The 20,580-nt window shown below is 35.6% G+C and carries 18 protein-coding genes, 1 tRNA gene and 1 pseudogene; 4 read left to right on the forward strand and 16 right to left on the reverse strand.

Annotated elements, in window-relative coordinates; translation table 11 throughout:
* Positions 1-27: 27 nt before the first annotated feature.
* Positions 28-441 carry a Fur family transcriptional regulator gene (locus MUN42_RS03390; protein ID WP_243342963.1) on the forward strand — a complete coding sequence of 138 codons (414 nt, stop codon included), beginning with the start codon at positions 28-30 and terminating at the stop codon, positions 439-441.
* A 106-nt stretch (positions 442-547) separates the two neighbouring features.
* Here the strand turns inward: MUN42_RS03390 and MUN42_RS03395 are convergent, their stop codons facing one another.
* From MUN42_RS03395 to nadE, 4 genes are all read right to left on the reverse strand, one after another.
* Positions 548-1,840, reverse strand: coding sequence for a dicarboxylate/amino acid:cation symporter (locus MUN42_RS03395; RefSeq protein ID WP_243342965.1), 1,293 nt, complete (start codon positions 1,838-1,840; stop codon positions 548-550).
* A complete protein-coding gene (locus MUN42_RS03400; RefSeq protein ID WP_243342966.1) occupies positions 1,833-2,690 on the reverse strand; it encodes an NAD(P)-dependent oxidoreductase in 858 nt (285 codons plus the stop codon). The genes MUN42_RS03395 and MUN42_RS03400 overlap by 8 nt, the downstream gene beginning before the upstream one ends.
* Positions 2,691-2,910: 220 nt before the next feature.
* Positions 2,911-3,702, reverse strand: a complete 792-nt coding sequence (locus MUN42_RS03405; RefSeq protein WP_243342967.1) for a metallophosphoesterase — start codon at positions 3,700-3,702, stop codon at positions 2,911-2,913.
* Positions 3,699-5,480, reverse strand: a complete 1,782-nt coding sequence (gene nadE / locus MUN42_RS03410; RefSeq protein WP_243342968.1) for an NAD(+) synthase — start codon at positions 5,478-5,480, stop codon at positions 3,699-3,701. Before nadE ends, MUN42_RS03405 begins: the two co-directional genes overlap by 4 nt.
* Positions 5,481-5,556: 76 nt before the next feature.
* Here nadE and MUN42_RS03415 point away from each other — a divergent pair, with 76 nt between their 5' ends.
* Positions 5,557-6,069, forward strand: coding sequence for a nucleoside 2-deoxyribosyltransferase (locus MUN42_RS03415; protein ID WP_243342969.1), 513 nt, complete (start codon positions 5,557-5,559; stop codon positions 6,067-6,069).
* 107 nt (positions 6,070-6,176) lie between these two features.
* Here MUN42_RS03415 and MUN42_RS03420 read toward each other — a convergent pair whose 3' ends face one another.
* Positions 6,177-7,859: an acyl-CoA dehydrogenase family protein gene (locus MUN42_RS03420; RefSeq protein WP_243342970.1), complete on the reverse strand. Its 1,683-nt coding sequence runs from the start codon at positions 7,857-7,859 to the stop codon at positions 6,177-6,179.
* A gap of 215 nt (positions 7,860-8,074) precedes the next feature.
* Between MUN42_RS03420 and MUN42_RS03425 the strand changes: the two genes are divergently transcribed.
* A complete protein-coding gene (locus tag MUN42_RS03425) occupies positions 8,075-9,244 on the forward strand; it encodes an IS256 family transposase (RefSeq protein ID WP_243342971.1) in 1,170 nt (389 codons plus the stop codon).
* A gap of 150 nt (positions 9,245-9,394) precedes the next feature.
* Positions 9,395-10,612, forward strand: coding sequence for an FprA family A-type flavoprotein (locus MUN42_RS03430; protein WP_243342972.1), 1,218 nt, complete (start codon positions 9,395-9,397; stop codon positions 10,610-10,612).
* 47 nt (positions 10,613-10,659) lie between these two features.
* Here MUN42_RS03430 and MUN42_RS03435 read toward each other — a convergent pair whose 3' ends face one another.
* From MUN42_RS03435 to MUN42_RS03485, 11 genes and pseudogenes are all read right to left on the reverse strand, one after another.
* Positions 10,660-12,030: an aldehyde dehydrogenase family protein gene (locus tag MUN42_RS03435; protein ID WP_243342973.1), complete on the reverse strand. Its 1,371-nt coding sequence runs from the start codon at positions 12,028-12,030 to the stop codon at positions 10,660-10,662.
* 243 nt (positions 12,031-12,273) lie between these two features.
* A complete protein-coding gene (locus tag MUN42_RS03440; protein ID WP_243342974.1) occupies positions 12,274-12,645 on the reverse strand; it encodes a RidA family protein in 372 nt (123 codons plus the stop codon).
* 54 nt (positions 12,646-12,699) lie between these two features.
* Positions 12,700-13,698, reverse strand: coding sequence for a M15 family metallopeptidase (locus MUN42_RS03445; protein WP_243342975.1), 999 nt, complete (start codon positions 13,696-13,698; stop codon positions 12,700-12,702).
* Between the two features lie 190 nt (positions 13,699-13,888).
* Entirely contained in the window at positions 13,889-14,635 is a 747-nt protein-coding gene (murI, locus tag MUN42_RS03450) for a glutamate racemase (RefSeq protein WP_243342976.1), read from the reverse strand.
* Positions 14,628-15,461 carry a 4-(cytidine 5'-diphospho)-2-C-methyl-D-erythritol kinase gene (ispE, locus tag MUN42_RS03455; protein WP_243342977.1) on the reverse strand — a complete coding sequence of 278 codons (834 nt, stop codon included), beginning with the start codon at positions 15,459-15,461 and terminating at the stop codon, positions 14,628-14,630. Before ispE ends, murI begins: the two co-directional genes overlap by 8 nt.
* A gap of 163 nt (positions 15,462-15,624) precedes the next feature.
* Positions 15,625-17,115, reverse strand: a pseudogene (gene glpK, locus MUN42_RS03460) (glycerol kinase GlpK).
* Positions 17,116-17,419: 304 nt separating this feature from the next.
* A tRNA-Leu gene (locus MUN42_RS03465) sits at positions 17,420-17,509 on the reverse strand.
* Between the two features lie 46 nt (positions 17,510-17,555).
* Positions 17,556-18,281 carry an amino acid ABC transporter ATP-binding protein gene (locus tag MUN42_RS03470; RefSeq protein WP_243342978.1) on the reverse strand — a complete coding sequence of 242 codons (726 nt, stop codon included), beginning with the start codon at positions 18,279-18,281 and terminating at the stop codon, positions 17,556-17,558.
* Entirely contained in the window at positions 18,274-18,981 is a 708-nt protein-coding gene (locus MUN42_RS03475) for an amino acid ABC transporter permease (RefSeq protein WP_243342979.1), read from the reverse strand. Before MUN42_RS03475 ends, MUN42_RS03470 begins: the two co-directional genes overlap by 8 nt.
* A gap of 20 nt (positions 18,982-19,001) precedes the next feature.
* A complete protein-coding gene (locus MUN42_RS03480) occupies positions 19,002-19,820 on the reverse strand; it encodes an ABC transporter substrate-binding protein (RefSeq protein WP_243342980.1) in 819 nt (272 codons plus the stop codon).
* 9 nt (positions 19,821-19,829) lie between these two features.
* A partial coding sequence (locus tag MUN42_RS03485) for a transporter substrate-binding domain-containing protein (protein WP_243342981.1) occupies positions 19,830-20,580 on the reverse strand: 751 nt, incomplete at its 5' end.

A 20,580-nucleotide genomic window follows, 5' to 3' on the forward strand; every position in this document is an offset into this window, starting at 1 on the left:
GGTATAATATCGAAAAGAGGTGACATTTTGGATATTAGACAAACACTTAAAGATAAAAATCTTAGGGTTACAAACCAAAGGAAGCTAATCCTTAAGGCCTTCCTTGAAGATGGTAATCCTATATCAGCAGAAGATCTTTACGATTTATTGAGAAATGAGATTGAACTAGACTTATCAACCATTTATAGGAACCTAAACACTTTGGAAGAAAATGGTATTTTGTTAAGGTCCATTGACCTAAATGGGGTAAGTTATTACCAACTAAATAATGCAGACCACAAGCATTTTATAACTTGTAATATCTGCCACAAAAAGTTTCTTATAGACTCATGCCCTGTCCATATCTTAGAAGATAAGATAGAAAAGGATACAGGTTTTATTATTTCTGGTCATAATTTTGAATTTACAGGTATATGCCCTGATTGTCAAAAAAGTTTATAGGAAAATTTAAGGGCTGTTGTAAAATGAATAAATCGTTCCAAAATCATTAGAAGAACATTCTTACGATGGGACGATGATTTTTCATAGTTTTGCAACAGCCCTTTTTTTAATTTTCTTGAATTTTTTCCATATATTTTTTCTTGTCAAAGGCCTTTAATGAGTTTGCCACAACTATAGTGCCCACTGCATCTCCAGTTATATTGATAGCAGTTCTTGACATATCAAGAATCCTATCAATACCCATTATCATGGCTATTCCTTCTACTGGAAGTCCTACCGATTGTAAGACCATGGATAGGGTAACAAGTCCAACAGATGGTATACCAGCAGTACCAACTGATGCTATGGTCGCAGTAAGGATTACAGTCAAGAAGTCTGTCAGGCTTAGGTCTATCTTGTAGGCATTGGCTATAAATACTACTGCCACTCCTTGCATTATAGCAGTTCCGTCCATGTTGATGGTAGATCCTAATGGAACAGTAAAGGAAGAGATCTTCCTATCAATTCCCATCTCATCTAGGGTCTTTATGTGGAGCGGAACTGTCGCTGATGATGAAGCTGTAGAAAAAGCGAAGGTCATTACTGGGAAGAATTTCTTTAAAAAGGTAAAAGGATTGACCCTAGTAAAGATCGTTAATAAGACGAGGTAAACAATCACTAGTTGGAACAATAGTCCTGTTAAGACCGTTGCCATGTAGGAAATCATAGACAAGATTACCTCGTAGCCCAGTGATGCGAATGTCCTAGTTAGGAGGAAGAATACCCCTATTGGAGCAAGCTTCATTACCCACATGGTCATCCCCATCATTAGGTCATTCATCTCTGTAACAATATTGCCTAGAGTTGTCATCCTATCTTCCATATAGGCAATTAGAAGGCCACAGATTACTGCAAATATTATGATTTGAATCATATTACCACTAGCCAAGGCTTCGATTGGATTGGTAGGTATAAAGTTTAGGATGGTTTCAGAAAGAGAAATCTCTGTACTTCCTTCCATATCAAACTTATTATCGCCAATATTTATGTTCATCCCCTTACCTGGATTAATAAGATTAGCAAGAAGAAGAGCAACTACTATGGCAAGAAAGGTGGTAAATAAGTAAAAGACCACTATCCTTACACCAACCTTGCCTAGGGTATCCGTGTCTCCGAGGTTCCTACATCCATCTGCTATGGAGAAAAATACCAAAGGAACTACTAGCATTTGCATGAGTCTTATAAAAATCTGGCCTATGGTATAAAAAATTCCTTCTATTAGTATATCATCTCTAAAGTGTCCTTCCGGTATAAAATAATGGATTAATATCCCCACCACAACACCTAGTATCAATGATAAAAATATTCTTTGTGATAGGCCGAACCTTTGTTTATTTTTCTCCTTTTTACCCTTATCCATTTAATCCCTCCTTCTTTATGTATTCATGTAGGGCTAACTTCCATTCCAAAAACTCATAGTCCTTGGTAATTTTTAAGAAGTAATTATCTATACCTCCATAGAAAGGACTAAAGTCAACCCTTGATGGATCGTTTTCTTCTTTTATTTTGGCATCTAGACCTAAGAAGTCAATAATTTCTTGGGCAAATTCTTTCTGAGAACATACCCCACCACAAGATGCATGATAAGTACCAAAGTTATTGGTATTAATTAGCCCTATCAAGAACTTACTTAATTCAAAGGCTGGAGTTGGTGAAGAAAATCTATCCTTGGCTACCCTAACCTCGCCACTTTTTGCCTGACTTATTATATCTTCTACCAAGCCATTTTCCCTTGAGTAGAGCCTTGAAACCCTCACTATAAAGTAATGGTCAGAAAAGTCCCTTACAAATTGCTCACCCAAAAACTTGCTCTTGCCATAGATTGTTCTAGGCCTTGGCTCATCTATTTCTTTATAAGGACTTGTTGCCTTGCCATCAAATACATCTGCAGTTGATAATTGAACAATTTTTGCATGGAACCTATTAGCCACTATGGCTATATTTTTGGCACCAACTGCATTTAACAAATAAGCCTTGTCAGGGTCAGCCTGACACTCATTGCGCTTGGTAATACCTGATGCATTTATTATAACCGTAGGCCTAAGCCTTTCAGTAAATGTGGCTACTTCCTTTAGATTAGTAATGTCGACCTCGTGTTTATCAGTGGCAACTATCTCACAATCTATAGGGTCTAGGTACCTATAAATTGTAGAACCTAGCCTGCCTGTAGATCCTGTAATCCAGATCTTATCTCTAACTCCAAATTTCATATTGCCTCCTTTAATGTATGAGTATTCTTATATTATTATATTCTTAGATTTTTATTTTTCAATATACTTTGTTAAATTAGTAATGTAATAAATTACTTACTTAAGAAAATCCCTAAATCAAACTATTTTAGGGCAAAAAAATAAGCACCTAAGTGCTTAATTGGCAGGCCTGGAGGGAATCGAACCCCCATCTTTGGCTTCGGACACCTCTATTTTACCACTAAACTACAGACCCGAGTCTTATATTTGAATATCCAATTGGATTAAAAAATCTAAGAGGTAAGAAGGTATTGCCAAGTCCAGAATCTATATAGACTTGACCCTTGCCATAGGAATATTTGCCCATATCATACTTAGGCAAAATCCCCTCACCTGGTGCAAGCAAGGCCCCAACTAGAGGCATTCTCACCTGACCCCCATGGGTGTGACCTGAAAATACAAAGTCAAAGTCTTTTATTCCATCATCCCTTATGGCCCTAAAAGAATGGGACAGGATTATATTAACCTTATCAGGACTAGGCTTATAGCTTGTGTAGGACCTCTCAAAATTTTTTAGCCCATACAAATTTACTATATTATTATTGATAGAAAATTCAACAGAAGAGTTGGATAGGTAGCTTATCCCTAGGTCCTTGCATTTTTCTAAGAAAATATCAAGCTTGGGACCTCTCTCCTCGTGGTTTCCGGTAATCAAGAAAACTTTTTTGCTAAGGGTCATTACTTTTCTAAGAACATAGGAGGACCTTTCGATTTTCCTATCTGTCCCATAGTCAATTATATCTCCGGTTAGAATTATAAAGTGGGGATCAAAGTCCCTTATATTTTCAACCATCTCATCCAAATTGGCAAGAGGGTTAGAATGGAGATCGCTAATTTGAGTAAGCCTTATCTCATCTTTGATTTTTTTTGAAGTAAGATTTATTATTTTTTCCCTAGCATAATAAGCCTCGTGGTCTAAGTAAATAGCAAGACCTAAGGCTCCTAAGGCGAATAGGAATTTTTTATTTTTCATAGTTCTTCCAAATATATACCACTACCCATATCAGATGGGATCTTGTAACCTGTCCTTGGACTATAGGATAGGCCAGTAATTGAAACAGAATCGACTGAGGCTGCCCTCTTAAATTGGCTTTGGCTAAAGCGCTTATAGTAGGACCTAAGCCACTTATCTATGATCTTTTTATCATAGGTATCAGCAAAGGCAACTTGGGCTAGGTCTCTGATCTCCCTTGGGGCAAGTTTATTTGCCAAGTGGTGGTAGATGAAAAAGTCAATTAATTCATAAGGACCTATTATATCTTCAGTCTTTTGACTAATCTCCCCCTCCTTCTCACTAGTTAATTCCGGTGAAATTGGAGTAGCTAGGATATCCTCAAGAACTTCACTTAGCTTTTCATTGTCTGTTGTTTCCGCCACGTAGGAAATAATATAGCGTAGGTGAGTCTTGGTTAGGGAGGCATTGGTACTGTAGGATGACATGTGGTCTCCATTATAGGTAGCAAAGCCCTGCATGGCTTCAGATAGGTCACCCGTTCCAATTACAAGACCTGATCCTTGGTTGGCAAGGTCAAATAAGACCTGGGTCCTCTCCCTGGCTTGGGAATTTTCGTAGGTAACATCCTGACTTTCTAGGTCGTGGCCTATATCTCTTAGGTGGCTTCTAACAGACTCAGATATATCAATTTCTCTAAGATCAAGTTCAAGAGCATCGGATAGCCTATAGGCATTGGTCTTGGTTTTCTTGCTGGTAGCAAAGGCTGGCATGGTTACTAGGTGGATATGGTCAAAGTCAATTCCTTCTTTATGATAAGCATAGGTCATCAGTAAAAGGCTCATGGTAGAATCAAGACCACCAGATAGACCCAGGTAAAGGTCATAGGTTCCCACCTTCTTGCACCTAGTAAGAATTCCCCTTGCTCCAATCTCGAAGACATCCCTTACATACTCATCCCTATCTTCATCTTTAGGCAGGTAAGGGAATCTAGTAACTTGGCTAAGATTTTTCCTAGTAAAGGCACTTTCCCCTTCTATCTCTATTGGACAAGTTGTTAGAGCCCTATGTCTATCACAAGACTCAATAATTCCATTTGATCCTATCAGACAAAGGTCGCTATAGGCAAAGTCTGTAGAAGACTCACCCTCACCAGGTCCTACAGACAGGTAAATTAGTTCATTGGATAGGTAGGTGATGTCATCTTTTAACTTCTTTTCACTTAGGGTAAATCTCTCGAAGGCATGAGGATTTAAAATTAGCCTCGCTCCTTTTTCCTTAAAAATCAAGGACTTGGCTATAGGCATCCTTTCATCTTCCCCTATGGATACTCCCAGCCTTAGCCCATCTATATCAAGGACTTCTCCCTTATTAACTGGTATATCTAGTCCGTCAAGGCTAATATAGTCTGGAGCGTTATTAGAAAAAATCATTTTTTCATAAGGCTTTAGATTTTCCTTGATACAAATATCCAAAATCTCCCCAGCTTTTATCAATATATAAGCATTAAAGATATCCTTGCCAGATTTAAGAGCAGAGCCAAGGCCTAGGATAAAGTTAAAGTCCTTAGAAAAATCTACCAGGTCCCTTATCGCTTGTCTTGACCTTTCGATTAGGACTTTTTCTGTATACAAGTCATAAAGGCTTGCTCCACTAAGGGATAATTCAGGTAGGCAGATTAAATCTACACCTTCGTCCCTTGCCCTTGTCATAATTTTCTTTATACTTTCAATATTTTTGGCTATATCGCCAAGTTCAATATTAAAATTTTCTCCTAATATTTTTAAATTCTTATACATAAGCACCTCTCTACTATTATATAATAAAAATCGTTTTTTACTAAGACTTTTAGTATAATTAAGGAGAGGTGATGATATGAAAATTTATTTAGGTTGTGACTTATTTACAGAAGGTCAAAGACTCCAAGCAAAGAAGGTCCAAGGGGCCTTGGAAGAAGAGTTTGGCGATGGGATTGACCTATATAACCCAGCAGATAATGACGAGATAAATGATAAGGAAGCAGGTTTTGCTTCAACTTACCAAATTCTTTTGGGCGACTATGATAGGCTTAAGGAAAGTGACTTGCTAATAGGACTTATGGATACCAAGGACCTAGGTCTTGCAGCAGAGATGGGTATAGCCTTCCAACTCGGCATTCCCATCTTTCAACTCTATACAGACATCCGTCTTACTGGCAATGACAAAGAAAATAAACTAGAGGAGATCAAGAAAGATGTCTTCCAAAACGACTTTCTCTACATCAATAAACTAGTAACAGGTCTTTCCTATGCAGACAAGGAAGGCAATATTTTTGAGAATCCAAGAATTTATAAGACATCTGATGATTTAATAGAGGCCCTCAAAGCCTTTATTAGGGAAAATTTATAGGGCTTACTTAGTCGATTAGAAAAATATTCAAATTAAAAGCTATGAGCGATAAAACTCATAGCCTTTTTTGTGTAAACTTTATTGTTAAGATTGTGGATTACTAAATATTAAGCGTTTTTGATTTCTTCAATAAGTGCTGGAACTACTTCATGGAAGTCGCCTACGATACCGTAGTCGCAGTTATTAAAGAAGGCTGCACTTTCGTCATTGTTTATTGCAACAATTGTCTTAGCTTCAGGAATTCCCTTTAAGTGTTGCATAGCTCCTGATATACCAACTCCTATATATAGCTCTCCATTAAATTTCTTTCCGGAAAGTCCTATATACCTATCTGTTGGTACATAGCCTCTAACTTGTGAAGCAGGTCTTGATGATGATAGAACAGCTCCTGTTTCTCTAGCTAGATCTTTGATTAGTTCTAGGTTTTGGCTCTCACCTATTCCCATACCAGCAGCTACTACTCTTTGAGCTCCATCGATAGGTCCTTCTAGGTCAACATCTTTTTTATCGAAGGTATATCCTTCAGCCTTTAGAGCTTCTACTAGTTTCTTAGCAGATTCTTTAGCATCACCCTTGAAGATTTGAAGTTTTCTATCTCCTACTAGGCTAGGTGCTTTCTTAGCTTCTGGTTTTTTCTTATCTTTCTTAACTCTAGGAAGGATATTGTTAGAAATAACTACCCTCATTATTTCATTTGTACCTTCGTAGATTTGTGTAATCTTTGAGTCTCTGTAGAATCTTTCTACATCAACTCCCTTAATAAATCCTGACCCACCATACATTTGTAGGGCTTCAGAAGTAATTCTTTCAGCTGTATCTGATGCAAACATCTTAGCCATAGCTGCATCCATACCATAGTTATCATGAGCATCTTTTTTCTTTGCTGCATCATAAATTAGTAGTCTAGAAGCCTTGATAGATGTTGCCATATCAGCAAGTTTGAATGAGTTGTGTTGCATCCTTGCGATTTGTTCACCAAATTGGATACGAGATAATGCATAGTCTTTGGCACTTTCGTAAGCTCCTTGTGCAATTCCTAGGGCTTGTGAAGCGATACCAATTCTACCACCGTCTAGGATCATCATAGCGTATTTGAATCCCTTGCCTTCTTCACCAAGTAGGTTTTCCTTTGGAACCTTAACATCCTTGAAGTGAAGTTCAGCTGTAATTGATGCTCTGATACCTAACTTATCATATGGTTCTGAGAAAGTAAATCCTTCAAAGTCCTTGTCTACGATAAACATTGATATACCGTGATTACCCTTACCTGGTGTAGTAACTGCAGTTACTAGGTAAGTTTGAGCTTCTGGTGCATTAGTGATAAAGATTTTTTTACCATTTAGAAGATAGTGGTCTCCTTGAAGAACAGCTGTTGTTTCTGTTCCAGCTGAGTCAGATCCTGCATTTTCTTCTGTAAGACCAAAACCACCTATTGATTTACCTGTTAATAGTGGAACAAGATATTTTTGTTTTTGTTCTTCGTTACCAAATTCATTAAGTCCCCAAGTACCTAGTGATGTATGAGCTGATAAGATAACTCCAACACCGCCGTCTACTCTTGATAATTCTTCAACTGCAATTGCGTAATGTTCATTGGTTAAGCCCGCTCCACCGTACTCTTCTGGAAATGGTATTCCCATAAGACCCAATTGACCCATTTCTTTAACTATTTCCTTAGGAAATACTTTGTCACGGTCTAAGTGGTAAGCTATAGGTTTAACTTTTTCCTCAGCAAAATCTCTAACATACTTTCTAAATTCTTCTAAATCTCTTGGTAGATTGTAAGCCATAATGTCTCCTTTAGTATAAATTATATTTTTCTAAAATATTTCTTATATTTATAATATACCCACTTTACAAAAATTTAACGCTTTTTATTTTCATAAAAACTTTTCTAAATTATTAATAAAGATAGTGCCCGTATAATTGTGTAAAAAGAAAAGGTCATTTGAAACCTAAACTAGTACAATGTTTTTAACCACAAAAACAAACTAGGAGGAATCATATGACCCAATTACATTTTACATTAAACATAGAAGATATTCAAAATTTAATTAACTCAGAAGTTAAAAATGATATAGCTAAGAAAATTCTAACCAAGGTATTTAATGAGCTTATGGAAAAAGAAAGAGATGAATACTTAGATAATCAAGCCTATCAAAGAGATCCTAATAGGAGCACTTACCGTAATGGATACTATGAACGTGACTATACGACAAAAATAGGAACGTTAACCCTAAGAGTACCTAGGACAAGAGATGGTAAATTCTCTACAGAAGTCTTTGAAAGATATCAAAGAAATGAGAAAGCACTACTTGCAACCATGTTAGAAATGTACATCCAAGGAGTATCAACAAGAAAAGTATCCAAGGTAATAGAAAACATGTGCGGTAAAACATATTCCAAATCCTTTGTATCATCCTTAACTAAAGAGTTAGACGAAGAAGTAAAACTATGGAGAAATAGTGATCTAAGCACGATAACATATCCCTACATAATTGTAGATGTAGTATACATAAAAGTAAGAGAAAACAATAGAGTAGTATCAAAAGCTTGTCACATTGCAATAGGAATAAATGAAAAAGGAAACAGAGAAATCATAGGCTTAGACCTAAGTGCTAGCGAAAGTGAATACTCATGGTCAAATTTCTTTGAATATCTAAAAGTTAGAGGATTATCTGGAGTTAAAATGGTAATATCAGATGCTCACAAAGGTCTAGTCAAAGCAATAAAAGAAACATTTATAAATGTATCATGGCAAAGATGTCAAGTCCATTTTCTAAGAACCATCCTAACAAAAGCACCAAAGAAAAACACTGAAGAATTTAGGGCAGATATGAAGTCTTTATTTAAAATTCAAGATATATCTCTAGCAAGAAAAATGAAAGATGAGATATTCGTAAAATATGAAAAAGAAAAGAAATATCAAAACTCATTAAAAACCTTAGATGAAGGATTTGAAGATGCTTTTGCATATCTAGCTAATGATATAATTCATAGTAGACTTAGGTCAACAAATTGCATAGAAAGATTAAATCAAGAAGTTAGAAGACGAGAGAAAGTCGTTAGGATATTTCCTAATGAAAAATCTGCTATGCGCTTAATAGGTTCAATCCTCATTGATATCAATGAGGATTGGATCACATCTTCTAAATTGTATATTAAAATGAAGTAGTAAATATTGTACTAGACTAATTTACACAATATTATGGACTTGACTTTAATAAACCATAAGTTATTTAATTATTTTTAAAATTTAGATATATAAAGTATAATATAGGTACAAACACAAAACATTTTCGTCAAACATTTCAAAGGAGTAAATATGCACACTATAAGAGAAATATTAGATAATGTTTATTGGGTTGGAGTAAACGATAGAAGAATCGAACGTTTCGAAAACCTTTTTGAGTTAGACAAGGGCGTTGCCTACAATTCTTATCTTGTTAGAGATGAAAAAAATGTCTTATTTGACAGTGTAGATGCAGCCTTTACTAGAAACTACATCCAAAATATTGAAGCTGCCCTAGATGGAGAAGAGCTTGATTATATAGTTGTATTGCACATGGAACCAGACCACTGTAGGTCAATCGAAGCAGCCTTGACAAGATGGCCAAATGCCAAATTCGTTGGCAATGCCAAGACCTTCAAGTTCTATGAACAATTCTATGATGATCGTTTCAAGGATAGGTACTACGAAGTTAAGGATATGGACGAGCTAAATATTGGTGAGAGGACTCTCAAGTTTGTTACAGCACCTATGGTTCACTGGCCAGAAGTAATGGTTGCCTATGAACTTAAGGATAAGATCCTCTTCTCAGCTGATGCCTTTGGTTCCTTCAATGCCCTAAATGGTAATATCGATGCTAAATATGTAATCCACAAGGGTGATTGGATAGATCAAGCTAGAAGATACTATATTAATATAGTAGGTAAGTTTGGTAACATGGTTCAAAACCTATTTAAGAAGGTCGATGGACTTGAGATTAAGGCAATACTTGCCCTTCATGGACCAATCTTCAAGGATGAAGAATCAATTAACTTCATTATGGAAAAATACCAAAGATGGTCAAAATTCATCCCTGAAGAAAAAGGTGTGGCTATAATCTATTGCTCAATGTATGGAGATACTGAACAAGCTAGTGATATCTTGGCAAATAACCTGGCTGATCTTGGTGTAGAAGATATAGTTCTTTACGATATATCAGCTTGGGACCCATCCTTCCCTATAGCAGATTGCCATAGGTATTCTCACGCAGTATTTGCACCTATCAACTATAACTCAGGACTCTACTACAAGATGGATGCCTTCTTAAGAGAACTTGTTGGAACAGGCTATCAAAATAGAACTGTATCCTTCCTAAACAACTGGTCATGGGGTGGTAAGTCCCTAGAGATCTCTAAGGAAATATTAGAACCAGCTAAATTAAACTATATTGGTGAAGATGTTAAAATTAATTCTTCAGTCAAGGAAGAAAACCTAGCTCAAATAGCAGAACTTGCTAAGGTAATAGCTGAAGATATCAAAAATACAGAAATTTAAGTAAAGTAAAACCGGAGGACTATGATTTACCTCCGGTTTATTTATATTTACAATATTTTCTTAATTAGTTCGAGCTTCCCTTTTGTATAAGGTGGGTATTTTACCTTTGGTCTTGGGAAGGATGAGGCTTCCATTATGGACTTTTTGTTGGAGAAGTTTACAAAGGAATTGTAGCCATGGTAGCCACCCATTCCAGATCCACCTACTCCACCAAATTCAAGGTAAGGTGAGCTTATTTCCATAAGGACTTCGTTGACGCAGCCATTACCAAATTCTATATTATACATTACCTTCTCTATTAGGCGCTTATCTTCAGAAAATAGGTAGAAGGCTAATGGCTTAGGAAGTCTCTTAATCTTATATAGGATTGGATTTATATTATCATAGGTCAATATTGGAATTATTGGTCCAAATATTTCTTCTTCCATGACTTTATTATCAAAGTCCACTCCATCAATTATAGTTGGGGCTAATTTTAAATTTTCCCTATCAAAATTGCCACCCCATATTATATCTTGATCCTTGGTTAGGTCGACTAGCCTATCAAGGTGGTCTTGGTTAATAATCTTTGGGTAGTCAGGGTTTCTAATAGGGTCTTCCCCGAAAAATTCTAGCAAGGCTCCCCTAAGTCTTTTGATAAATTCATCCTTGATAGCAACATCTACCAAGATATAGTCAGGAGCCACACAAGTTTGACCAGCATTGAAGGTCTTGCCCCAGGCGATTGACCTTGCAGCATTGGCGAGGTTGGCTGTCCTATCTACTATACAAGGACTCTTGCCCCCAAGCTCTAGGGTAACCTTACTTAGGTTTTGTGAAGCAACTTCCATAATCTTCTTGCCTACTTCTCTTCCACCAGTATAGAAGATATGGTCATATTGGTAGTTCAAAAGCTCATCATGGCTAACTAGGTCATTATTTACTACAAAAATATATTCATTAGGAAAATTTGTATTTAGCATCTCTCTAATAAGCTTTGATGTGTGGGGAGTCTTAGATGATGTTTTTATAATAGCAGTATTTCCTGCTGCAATAACCCCAACTAGGGGATCTAGGGTTAGATTAAGGGGGTAATTCCAAGGGGATATTATTAAGGTAAGGCCCAGTGGCTCATAGAGGGTGTAGGACTTGGCTGGTTGGGCTGGTAGGGGAGTCTTTGCCTTGATAGGCTTCATCCAATCATCCAAGTTATCTAGGGCAAAATCAATTTCTTCTTTTGCGAAGGCAATCTCACTTACATAGGACTCAAAGGCTGACTTACCCAAGTCCTCCCTTAGGGCTTCTACTATGTCATCTTCATGATTGCTTATCAAATTCTTTAACTTAGTTAGGTTTTCTTTCCTAAAGGCCTTGGTCTTTGACTCACCTTTCAAGAAAAATTCCCTCTGCCTTTCTACAATATTTTTTAATTCAATCATAACTTCTCCTTACTAAAAAGAGCAAATTTTTGCCATTTTTCTTTAAGTAACTATTACTTAGAATATAGAACTATTAGCTATATAATTTCAAAAGCTCTTGCCAAACAAAGTATTTATGGTTAACTTCTATACTTACATTATCATTATTATTTATTTGTAAATATAAACTAACTTTTTCTATTCCTATATTATATACCCATTTTAGGCAAAAAAAGAGGGACCTATGCCCCTCCAAGATTATTATTATAATTCAGCGATTGCTTCGATTTCTAGTGGTGCTCCCTTTGGAACTGCTCCTACTTGAAAAGCTGATCTAGCTGGTTTGTGATCTCCAAAGAACTCTTCATAAACTGCATTGAAGGCTTCAAAGTCGTTTACATCTGCCAAAAATACTGTACATTTTACAATATTTTCCTTGCTAGCTCCAGCTTCCTTCACTATAGCTTCAACATTTAATAAAGATTGCTTGGTGGCTTCCTTAATATCCTTATATAATTCCTTTGTTTCTGGATTGATTGGTAGTTGTCCAGATGTAAAAATAAAGTTTCCTGTTTTAATTCCTTGTGAGTATGCTCCTACTGCTGCTGGAGCCTTGTCTGTTTTAATAATTTCCATAATCGTTCTCCTTTCTTTTACTATCTATTATATGGATTTTATTTCTAATAACAATTAATTTATCTTTAAATATTCTTCCAAAGTAAGATCATTGTCGTAGATTTCCTTGGCATTGTAGACTCCTACAAACCTAAAGTGCCATGGTAGGCTACGGTGGTTGGTAATATTTTCCTTACCAGCCGGATATCTTTCTATAAAGCCATACTTGTAAGAATTATCCTTAAGCCAATTATATTCCTTACTTGAAGTAAATTTATCATCATACTTAATAGTGCCTGTAAAAAAGTCAAATGCATCTCCTAATTGGTGTTCAGATGTAGCAGGCACATCACTATCTACATCTCCTGCTTCATATAGTCTAGTTTCTAGGTCAAAGTCCCTATAATCTGATGCTATCTTTAGGTCAAGACCTTGTCTTTGCATATCCTGTCTCATAGTTTCGAAGGCTCTATAGGCAGTCTTATCAAGACCAGGATTGAAGTCTTGAGGCAAGGTGTAGTCGCTATTAACATAGGCAATACCATTGATTACCTTGACACTAGCTTCAGCACTTAATTTTTCTAGGCCATACTTATTTACATAATAAAAGGAATCATCTATCTTAATCTTGGCATAGCCATTTTGGCAACCATAAAAGGGCAAGTATGACCCTTCCCTTATAGATTTGTCTGTTTTAGAATAGTCGTTTGGATATTGAAAGGCCTCTTGGTCACAGACAGCTCTTATATAGGATACTAGAGTGTCTGAATACTCTGTATCTTCTACCTCCATCCCCTCACTAACTTCGACATCAGAAAAGCCAGCCTTGGTTGCCTTCTCATTAAATTCACCTTGGGGTTCTTGCTTTTGCTTATCATTAGTCTCGCTTGCACCTAGTGCCTGTCTATATTCTGTTGGCCTTCCTATTGTAAAGTCATCATCATCTACATTGATAAAATAGCCAACCGAAAACACTCCCACAAGCGCTATACCACCTGCAAGGATCCTTTTCCTTCTCTTCTTAGCTTCTCTAAGCTTTCTTCTCTTCAACTCTCTTAAACCTTTGTTAGACATTCCCTACCTCTATTTATTTCAATATTTTTAAGTAAATCTTTAGGATAAGTAGTTTTTTGGAAAATGTATTTCAACCTTCCAATTACTCTAGACTACTAAATTTCTTATTTATATTATAACATCTTTTTCTTAAAAAATACAGGGGCAAAAGGGCTTTTCTATAGATTTTATACAGATTTTCCCTTTTATTTTAAACAAAGTCTACATAAGTTAATGAATAGTCAAACTTTATCAAACTTTGTATAATACTTTCAGCAATTTTAGATTTTTGGGATAGGAAAATTTTAATCTTAAGGTCATTATCATTAGTCTCGATCTTATCCAAAATATAGTCTGCTGGATCTATGATATTGACCTCATAAGTTAATTTCCTCCCTATCTCATCTTTTATCAAGGGAAAATGTGTACATCCAAGGAGGATATTAGGGATTTGAATTTTGTTGGCAAGGTCTAGGTACTCCTCAAGGGACTCATCCATCTTGGGACTTTCTATTTGGTTATTTTCAATTAGGTCAACAAGGTTGTAACCTGCTACCTCATATACTTTTTTGCCAACTTTCTCAATATTATCCCTATAAAAATGGCTGTCTACTGTTGCCTTGGTAGCAAGCACTAATAAATCCCCTGGGATAGACCTCCCTGCCTTAAGGCCCCCATCAGTTATTGGGATAAAGGTCTTCTTGTACTTCTCTTCTAAGAGATTTAGGCAGGTAACTGATATAGTATTGCAGGCTATTACATAGTAGTCGATATCAAACTTTTCCAAAAAGTCGACTATATCACAAGAAAACTCAAAGATTTCATCCTTGGGACGATTGCCATAGGGAACCCTAAGGGTATCTCCAAAATAAAAGTAATTTGCTTTTTTTGACTCAACAAGCTTAGAAAGGACCGTAAGTCCACCAAGACCTGTATCAAAAACTCCAATATTAGTCATCTATCAAGTCCACCTTTTCACAAAATTTGTAGGAAGTCTTTAAGTCTTCATAGGCCCTTTGGTAGAAGTCATCATCAAGGAAGACTCCAAAAATACTAGCACCGGACCCTGACACCAAGGCATTAGCAGCCCCTTTATCCAAGAGAATATCTCGGATTTCTTTTAGGTGGGGATAATTTTCGAAAATAACATCTTCCATAACATTCCTAAAATCTTTTACTACATAAGGATCTCCTGCCTTGAGTCCCTCAATTATCTTTTCATTATCAATTACCCCATAATCCTTAAGTCTATTGTAGACAAAGGCTGAAGAAATCTCGGTCCCATCATTTATTAGTAAAATCTTTATATTTACCTTATTTGTAAAGGGACTTAGGATTTCACCTATCCCCCTAGCCCTAGCAGCTTTTTCTAGGAAGAAAAATGGAATATCTGCCCCTAGGCTCGCCCCTAACTTTATCATCTCTCCTTTACTAAGACCCAGCTCCCAAAGGTCATTTAGGGCCTTTATCATCTCGGCAGCATCGGTAGACCCCCCAGCAAGACCTGCAGCGACAGGGATATTTTTAACCAATTCAACGTCAAGACCCTGATCATCCACCCTGTCCTTTAGGAGGGCATAGGCCTTATAAATAAGATTATCCTCAAGGTCTCCTAGGTCCACATTGGACTTGAAGTTAAAAGTTCCATTCTCGTTTTTATTAATTATCAATTTATCAAATAAACCAATCCTAACCATGATAGAATCAATTTCGTGATAACCATCATTTCTTTTATAAAGACTATCTAAAGTTAGATTAATCTTTGCATAACAATTTTTTTCCATAAAATACCTCATTTTAATTATATCATAAGAAAACTTAAGAGGCGAAATTTGCTAGGTAAAATTAACGACTAGAATATAATTCCCTATAAATTTTTCCACGATAAAAGCCTACCAAAAATAGTAGGCTAATTAGTTAATTTCTCGTAATTTATTCTTCAAAGTCCTATGCCCAGTCAAAAGACCTCTCAACAGCCCTCTTCCAATTCCTATACTTCTTATCTCGCTCTTCCTTGATAATTTGAGGCTCAAAGACCTTGTCTATGGACCAATTTTACTTAATCTCATCCAAACTTTCCCAAAAACCAACAGCAAGACCTGAAAGATATGCTGCACCAAGAGCTGTAGTCTCTAGGGTCTTAGGTCTTAGCACCTCTGTTTGGATCATATCTGCTTGAAATTGCATCAAGAAATTATTGGCAGACGCTCCACCATCTACCTTGAGGGACTTTAACTTGGTTCCACTATCTTCCTCCATAGCTCTTAGGACATCATTAGAAAGATAGGCTAGGGATTCGAGAGTTGCCCTTATTATATGGTATTTATTAGTTCCTCTAGTGATACCCACTATGGCTCCCCTAGCATAGGCATCCCAGTAGGGCGCACCTAGTCCTGTAAAGGCAGGCACAACATAGCAACCACCTGTATCATCAACCCTGGTCGCCATATACTCTGTATCCTCTGCCCTATCTACTATCCTAAGCTCATCCCTTAGCCATTGAATGGCAGATCCTACTACAAAAATCGAACCTTCTAAGGCGTAGGTTACCTTGCCTTCTTCAAGTCCCCAACCAATAGTTGTAACAAGTCCCTTATCAGACATAATTGCCCTATCCCCTATATTCATTAGCAAAAAGGCACCCGTTCCATAGGTATTCTTGGCGTCGCCCCTATTAAAACAAGTTTGGCCAAACAAGGCACATTGTTGGTCCCCTCCTGCTCCAGCTATAAGAATTTCTCCACCAAAATATGATGATAAAGTCTTTCCATAGACATAAGAAGATGGCTTAACATCAGGTAGTATAGCCTTTGGAATATTTAAAATCTCAAGAATCTCCTCATCCCATACCAAGGAATTTATATTAAAAAGCATAGTCCTAGAGGCATTAGAATAATCAGTAACATGAACCTTGCCCCCAGTCAATTTCCAAATTAACCAAGTATCCACAGTACCAAAAAGAAGCTCTCCCCTCTCTGCCCTGTCTTGACCATTTTCAATATTATCTAAAATCCACCTAATCTTTGTAGCAGAAAAATAAGGGTCTATCACAAGGCCAGTCTTCGATTGGATCATCTCCTTGTAGCCATCTTTGATTAGCTTATCAGCCATATCAGCAGTACGCCTACATTGCCAAACAATTGCATTATATACAGGATCTCCAGTCTCCTTATCCCAAATAATAGTAGTCTCCCTTTGGTTAGTAATTCCTATGGCAGCTATATCTGATGCCTGAGCATTAATCTTCGCCAAGGCCTCGATACAGACACCCAGTTGAGTCGACCAAATCTCAGTCGCATCATGCTCCACCCAACCAGGATGAGGGAAAATCTGACTAAACTCCTTCTGAGCCAGAGAAACAATCCTCCCCCTCTTATCAAAAATAATACACCTATTAGAAGTAGTACCTGCATCAAGGGCCATAATATATTTCTTAATACAAACTCCGTTCTAAATATTTACTTGTATATATTTTATAACAAAACTTAGGGAGAATTCAAATAATAATTAATTATGTAAGGATATTGTAATAGAAAGTACAAGAATATATAATTAAAATATATTATAAAAAAGTTTGACTTACCAGACATAATGGTAGTGTCAAATTTTAATAAATTTTTTAATATTTCTTTTATTTAAAATACAAATTTAAAATAATAAAACATGTGCAATTAACATTACCCACTAGTTACCCACTAACTAAAAAAGGAATGCTGAAAAATCAACATTCCTAAGCTCTTTATGGTGCGGGATAGAAGACTTGAACTTCCACGACCTAAAGGCGGTCACAAGATCCTTAGTCTTGCGCGTCTGCCAATTCCGCCAATCCCGCTTGAGTATTACTTTTATATAATACTCCCTATTTTTGTTTTTGTCAACTATAGGATGGCTGATAGGAATTTTTTTGTTCTAGCCTCTATTGGATTTTCGAAAAATTGTTGTGGATTTTCTGATTTTTCTACTATTTCACCATCATCCATAAAGATTACCTTGTTAGATACTTCTTTAGCAAAGCCCATTTCGTGAGTAACTACAACCATAGTCATTCCTTGATTAGCAAGTTTTTTCATCAATTCTAGTACATCACCAACCATTTCCGGATCTAATGCTGATGTTGGTTCATCAAATAACATAAGTTCAGGATTCATCATCAAGGCCCTAACTATTGCAATTCTTTGCTTTTGACCACCTGATAATTGTGATGCAAAAGATGTTTTTTTATCCTCTAATCCTATTGTTTCTAACAATTCAATTGCTTTTTCTCTTGCTTTACTTTTGGACATTTTTTTTCTTTGTACCGGTGCTAAGGTCATATTTTCTATAATATTCATATTAGAAAATAAATTAAATTGTTGAAAGACCATGCCCATTTCTTCTCTAATGCTATTTATGTCAACATTATCTGAATTTATTTTTTTGTCATGGAATATAACATCACCACTAGTAGGAATTTCTAATAAGTTTAAGCATCGAAGAAATGTAGATTTTCCTGAACCAGAAGGACCTATAATTGCAATTATGTCACCTTTTTCTATATCTAAATTTATCCCCTTTAAGACTTCCAATTGTCCAAATGATTTTTTTAAATTTTTAACTTTAAGCATAGGCATATCTCTTTTCTAATTTCTTAAATATTTGCTCTAATATTAAAACAACTACTAGATAAATCATCGCTGCAGCAAAATATGGTATTGCCGCTTCAAATGTTCTAGAGATTATTATAGCAGCTCCTCTTGTTAAATCTACTAATCCGATAAACCCTGATATAGATGTTTCTTTGAATAAAGTAATAATCTCATTTCCTAAAGCGGGTAGTGAGTTTTTAAAAGCTTGAGGTAATACTATTAGTTTCATTGTTTGCCAATAGTTCAGACCTAAAGATCTGGCCGCTTCTATTTCTCCCTTATCTACTGCTTGGATACCACCTCTAAATAATTCTGACATATAAGCAGAAGAGTTTATAGAAAATGTTACAATTGCTACTATTAATAGATTATCAATATTTACTAATATTACATTGAAAACTATTAATAATTGAATTGTTGATGGTGTTCCACGTACTACAGTAACATATATTTTTGCTATAAAATCTAAAATATTTAATAATATTTCTTTGGGCTTTTTCCGACCAGGTTTTATATCTATTTTTGCTGAACGTATGAGGGCAACTATTAAGCCAACTATAAGTGAAAAAAACAATGATACTATGGTTACTATTATAGTTGTTTTAAATCCATCTAGCAGATAATTATAATTGTTGTTTTCTATAAGATTTCTTTCAAAAGCATCGATTATACTAGTCATCTTTTTTCTCTCTTCTATTTTTAATCTTCACTATTTATATATTTATCTAAAATTTTATCAATTGTCCCATCTTCTTTTAGCTCATTTAAAGCCTTATTTATCTCATCGTATAAAGCTTGATTTTCTTTACCTAAGGCTATGGCGTAATCTTCTTGTGCATAATCTGTTTCTAATATTTTTAAATCATCATTTGCTTTTACAAACTTATCGGCTGTTTGTTGATCAAGAACCATTGCATCAATCTTCCCACTTTGAAGCGCCAATACTGCATCTGAATATTTAGCAAATGATTGAACATTTTCATCTCCAAAATCATCAACAGCAAATATTTCACCCGTTGTGCCTAATTGAACACCTATTTTTTTATCTTTTAATTGATCAATTGCAGCTATTTCAGAATCATTTTTAATCATTATTTTTTGTACGCTCTTGGTATAAGAATCTGTAAAATTAACTTGTTTTTTTCTTTCATCTGTTACTGTAAAACCAGACATTCCGCCATCAAGCTTTCCACTTTCGATAGAAGCTATAATAGCTGAGAATTCCATATCATGAAATTTTATTTCTATTCCAATTTTTTTACTAATTTCATTAGCTATATCAATGTCAATTCCTGTCATTTCTTGATCTTTATAAAATTCAAATGGAGGAAAATCTGCACTTGTTCCCAGATCAATAATCCCATCACTTACTAAATTAGATGTTGTTTCTACATTACTTACCGCACTAGCAGTTTGGCCGCTATCTAATGTTTGACCAGCTTTGTCATTATCGTTAGCTGAACAAGCTGATAATAAAATACTGCTTAATCCTAATATCAATAATTTTTTTACTTTCATTTCTTTATCCTATTCTGTTTTGATATACTTATCAATTATATCTTGTATTTCACCTGATTCTTTTAAATCTTTAATTACATCATTTACCTCTTTAAAAAGTTCTTCATTATCTTTTGTAATTGCCATTGCATATTCTTCGTCAGCATATTTAGTTTCTAATATTTCCAAGTCATCATTTGCATCCGCAAATTTTTCAGCAGCTTGTTGATCTATTATAATTGCATCAATTTTACCATTTTGTAATGAAAGAACAGCATCAGGAAATTTTGCAAATGATTGAACATTCTCACTACCAAAATCATCTCCTGCTAGTAAATCACCAGTCGAACCCAGTTGTGTACCTATTTTTTTGCCTTCTAAATCTTCAATTTGTTTTATAACTGATCCTTTTTTCACTAATACTTCTTGTACACTATTAGCATAAGTATCAGTAAAATTAACTTGTTGTGCCCTCTCTTCAGTAACTGTAAAACCTGAAATTCCACCATCTAGTTTGCCACTTTCTATAGATGCTATAATTGCTGAAAAATCCATATCGTGTAAAGCTATCTCATAACCAAGTTTTTCTCCAATAGCTTCTGCAATTTCAGGATCTATGCCGACTATTTTTTCATCTTCATGATATTCATATGGAGGAAAATCCGCTGAAATTCCTAAATCTAATACTCCATCATCTAATGTTTTACTTGAAGCTTGATTCATATCGTTACTTTCAACACCAGATAAAGCGCTTATTTCTTCTTCATTTGTATTTGATGAT

This window comes from Anaerococcus sp. AGMB09787, from assembly GCF_022808955.1.
Classification (GTDB): domain Bacteria; phylum Bacillota; class Clostridia; order Tissierellales; family Peptoniphilaceae; genus Anaerococcus.